Source organism: Furfurilactobacillus milii (assembly GCF_021654115.1).
Classification (GTDB): domain Bacteria; phylum Bacillota; class Bacilli; order Lactobacillales; family Lactobacillaceae; genus Furfurilactobacillus; species Furfurilactobacillus milii.
The window spans coordinates 1-3,044 of record NZ_JAIWJF010000020.1; the positions used below are offsets into that span (position 1 = coordinate 1).

The 3,044-nt window shown below is 41.9% G+C and carries 5 protein-coding genes; 3 read left to right on the forward strand and 2 right to left on the reverse strand.

What is annotated here, in order from left to right; translation table 11 throughout:
* The first annotated feature begins 3 nt into the window (after nucleotides 1-3).
* Nucleotides 4-96, forward strand: coding sequence for an IS3 family transposase (locus LDK34_RS12445; RefSeq protein ID WP_347880582.1), 93 nt, complete (start codon nucleotides 4-6; stop codon nucleotides 94-96).
* Nucleotides 97-215: 119 nt separating this feature from the next.
* Nucleotides 216-440, forward strand: a complete 225-nt coding sequence (locus LDK34_RS12450) for a hypothetical protein (RefSeq protein ID WP_178942711.1) — start codon at nucleotides 216-218, stop codon at nucleotides 438-440.
* Nucleotides 441-563: 123 nt separating this feature from the next.
* On the opposite strand, the gene LDK34_RS12455 is transcribed toward LDK34_RS12450, so the two are convergent.
* Nucleotides 564-1,670: a M24 family metallopeptidase gene (locus tag LDK34_RS12455; RefSeq protein WP_161000885.1), complete on the reverse strand. Its 1,107-nt coding sequence runs from the start codon at nucleotides 1,668-1,670 to the stop codon at nucleotides 564-566.
* Between the two features lie 209 nt (nucleotides 1,671-1,879).
* On the opposite strand from LDK34_RS12455, the gene ccpA reads away from it, so the two are divergent.
* Entirely contained in the window at nucleotides 1,880-2,881 is a 1,002-nt protein-coding gene (ccpA, locus tag LDK34_RS12460) for a catabolite control protein A (RefSeq protein WP_178942710.1), read from the forward strand.
* A gap of 67 nt (nucleotides 2,882-2,948) precedes the next feature.
* On the opposite strand, the gene LDK34_RS12465 is transcribed toward ccpA, so the two are convergent.
* Entirely contained in the window at nucleotides 2,949-3,041 is a 93-nt protein-coding gene (locus LDK34_RS12465; RefSeq protein WP_347880582.1) for an IS3 family transposase, read from the reverse strand.
* Nucleotides 3,042-3,044: the final 3 nt, after the last annotated feature.

A 3,044-nucleotide genomic window follows, 5' to 3' on the forward strand; every position in this document is an offset into this window, starting at 1 on the left:
TGGATTGATTTCTACAATCAACGTCGTATCAAAATAAAACTGAACGGCAAGTCTCCAGTACAATACCGGAAACTCGCCGTTCAGAAAGCAGCTTAATATATTTGTCCAACTTTAAGGGTTCACTTCAGAATTGAAGCATTTTTGTTGAGTTGATTGTTTTGTATTAGCGATATGAGTAATTGTATAATAAGAAAAAAGCTAACGGAGGTGCTAATATGAAACCATCGTTTTATCCAACACATTATGTTAGTAGCATCGTTATATTGGCCTGGCTCATTGTAATGGCAGTTAATCGTGCTCTGGCGGGTAATCTCAGTTTAATGGGCAGTTTGTTGTTGCTGTTTGGTGTGACAGTGATGCTTGTCCTTATTATCGTTAACCTTGTTAATCTATTTAAATGGCGGCGCAAATCCTGGCATCCTGGTCCAAGACTTTATTAATGGAGCACGGTGGGTCTAATACGTTGAGAGAAAAAGCCACTGATAATTCCGGATAATGTTTCGGAATTATCAGTGGCTTTTAGAAACCTAAATTTTAACGACAAGTGTGATGCGTTTACTAGATTAACCGACGTAAGTTAAGTCTTTGCTAGTGTGAGTGAATGGTTCACAACCATCGGCGGTAATGTGGACACAATCTTCAATCCGAACACCAGCTACATCAGGAATGTAAATTCCGGGTTCAATTGAGAAACACATGCCTTCCTTCAGTACCAGATCATTGCCTTCCATGATGCTTGGAAATTCATGCTCAGATTGACCCATACCGTGACCGAGACGGTGAATAAAGTATTCTCCGTAGCCTGCTTTACTGATAATATCACGCGCAACCTTGTCTAACTGGGCGGCGGTAATACCTGGTTTGGCGGCGTCCATGGCAGCCAACTGGGCTTCTAAACAAACTTTGTAGATATCTGCTTGTTTGTCTGACAGTTTGCCAAGCGCGACAGTGCGTGAGGCATCTGAGATATAGCCTTCATGAACAGTTCCTAAATCAAACAGAATGAGTTCATTATTTTCAATTTTATTGGCACCAGTTGCACCGTGTGGCTCAGCGGCGTGTGCACCAGCTTGAATTAGGGTATCAAAACTCATGTTCATCACGCCGCGCTTCATTAATGCGTATTGTAATTCAGCAGCGACACGTTGTTCAGGGACGCCGGCGGCAACAGCCTTAAAGCCAATTTCAAAGGCGTAGTCAGCTTCAGCACCAGCAGCGTTAAGTAACTCAATCTCATGTGGTGTTTTGATGACGCGCAAGTTAGCAATGTAATCTGTAGCGTCCAAATCAAACATTGCGTCAGGGAACTGTTCGTGCATTTTATTGAATCGCTCAATGGTTAAGTTACCCATTTCAATGGCCCATTTAGCAGGTGAAGAAGTGCGGGCCTTAATTTGGTCGGCAATCATGGCATAGGCATTTTCGTGGTCTAAGTAACCGTACACACCATATGGCCAGCCAGTGTCCTTGACGGCCTCAACTTCCAAAGCAGGACAGAATAAGAAAGGATCAGCATCTGGAAAAACGAACAGGGCCAGTACCCGTTCGATAGGGTCTGATCCAAATCCTGTTAAATACTGAATTGTTTGAAAGTTGCTAAAGTAGCCAAGATCCATTCCTTGTTTACCAATCCATTGCTGGACTTGTTTGAGTTGTGAATAATCTGCCATAACTTCGCCTCATTTTTCATATTAATTTGTAAAATCAAATGTAAAACCAGTATATCACACCAGTGGCTTCTGACTTGCAGACCACAAAGGTTTGATTTATATTAAAAGTAAGCGGTTTCATGATTGCTTTCATTTTAATGCTCTGTTATATTTAACAGGTTATGAAAACCGATGAAAACAAATTAAATTAGTAATGAAAGGGTATAACAATGGATAAACAAACAGTCACGATTTATGATGTTGCCCGTGAAGCGGCAGTTTCAATGGCTACGGTTTCACGGGTTGTTAATGGCAATCCCAATGTTAAACCAGCTACACGGCAGAAAGTTTTGGATGTGATTGATCAGCTTGATTATCGTCCAAATGCGGTTGCACGTGGTTTGGCTTCTAAAAAAACAACAACGATTGGGGTTATCATCCCAGATTTAACAAACTCGTACTTTTCTGAATTAGCACGAGGAATTGATGACGTTGCTTTGATGTACAAGTACAACATCATTTTGGCTTCATCCGATGAAAACCATGATAAAGAATTACAAGTGGTGGATAACCTGACCGCTAAGCAGGTGGACGGGATTATTTTCATGGGTAACCAAGTAAGCAAAGATTTGCGTGATGCCTTTAACCGGGCCAATGCACCAATCGTATTTGCTGGATCAGTTGATCCTGAACACCAGTCACCATCCGTTAACATCGACTATGTCGCTGCAGTAACTGACGCTGTTGCAAAACTCGTTGGCCGTGGTAATCGCCGCATTGCGTTTGTAACGGGATCAATGGATGAAAGTATCAACAAGGATTATCGTTTGAAGGGCTATAAGCAAGCTTTGAGTAGCAAACGAATTGGCTATGATGAAGGCTTGATTTTCCAGACTGATTATTCATACAAGGCCGGTTATGCATTAGCTAAGGCATTGCAAGATGTTAAGGCAACTGCTGCATTCGTTGGTGACGATGAATTAGCTGCTGGGGTATTAAACGGTCTGACCGACGCGGGCGTTAAGGTGCCTGAAGATTTCGAAATCATCACTAGCAACGATACGCGCTTTACAGAAATCTCTCGCCCAACGATGAGCTCGATTACGCAACCCCTTTATGATATCGGTGCTGTATCCATGCGCTTGTTAACTAAATTGATGAACAATGAAGAAATTGGCGATAAGACGGTTGTTCTACCTTATGGTTTGAAGAAACGGCAATCAACTAAGTAAGCGTATATAAAAATAGAGCTCGCGCATTTTTGCACGTGAAGTGAACCCTTAAAGTTGGACAAATATATTAAGCTGCTTTCTGAACGGCGAGTTTCCGGTATTGTACTGGAGACTTGCCGTTCAGTTTTATTTTGATACGACGTTGATTGTAGAAATCAATCCA

What these genes read in the sequence shown, in the direction of transcription:
- ccpA (WP_178942710.1), top strand. Translation starts at nt 1,880, where the DNA reads ATGGATAAACAAACAGTCACGATTTATGATGTTGCCCGTGAAGCGGCA.
- LDK34_RS12455 (WP_161000885.1), bottom strand. Translation starts at nt 1,670, where the DNA reads ATGGCAGATTATTCACAACTCAAACAAGTCCAGCAATGGATTGGTAAA.
- LDK34_RS12450 (WP_178942711.1), top strand. Translation starts at nt 216, where the DNA reads ATGAAACCATCGTTTTATCCAACACATTATGTTAGTAGCATCGTTATA.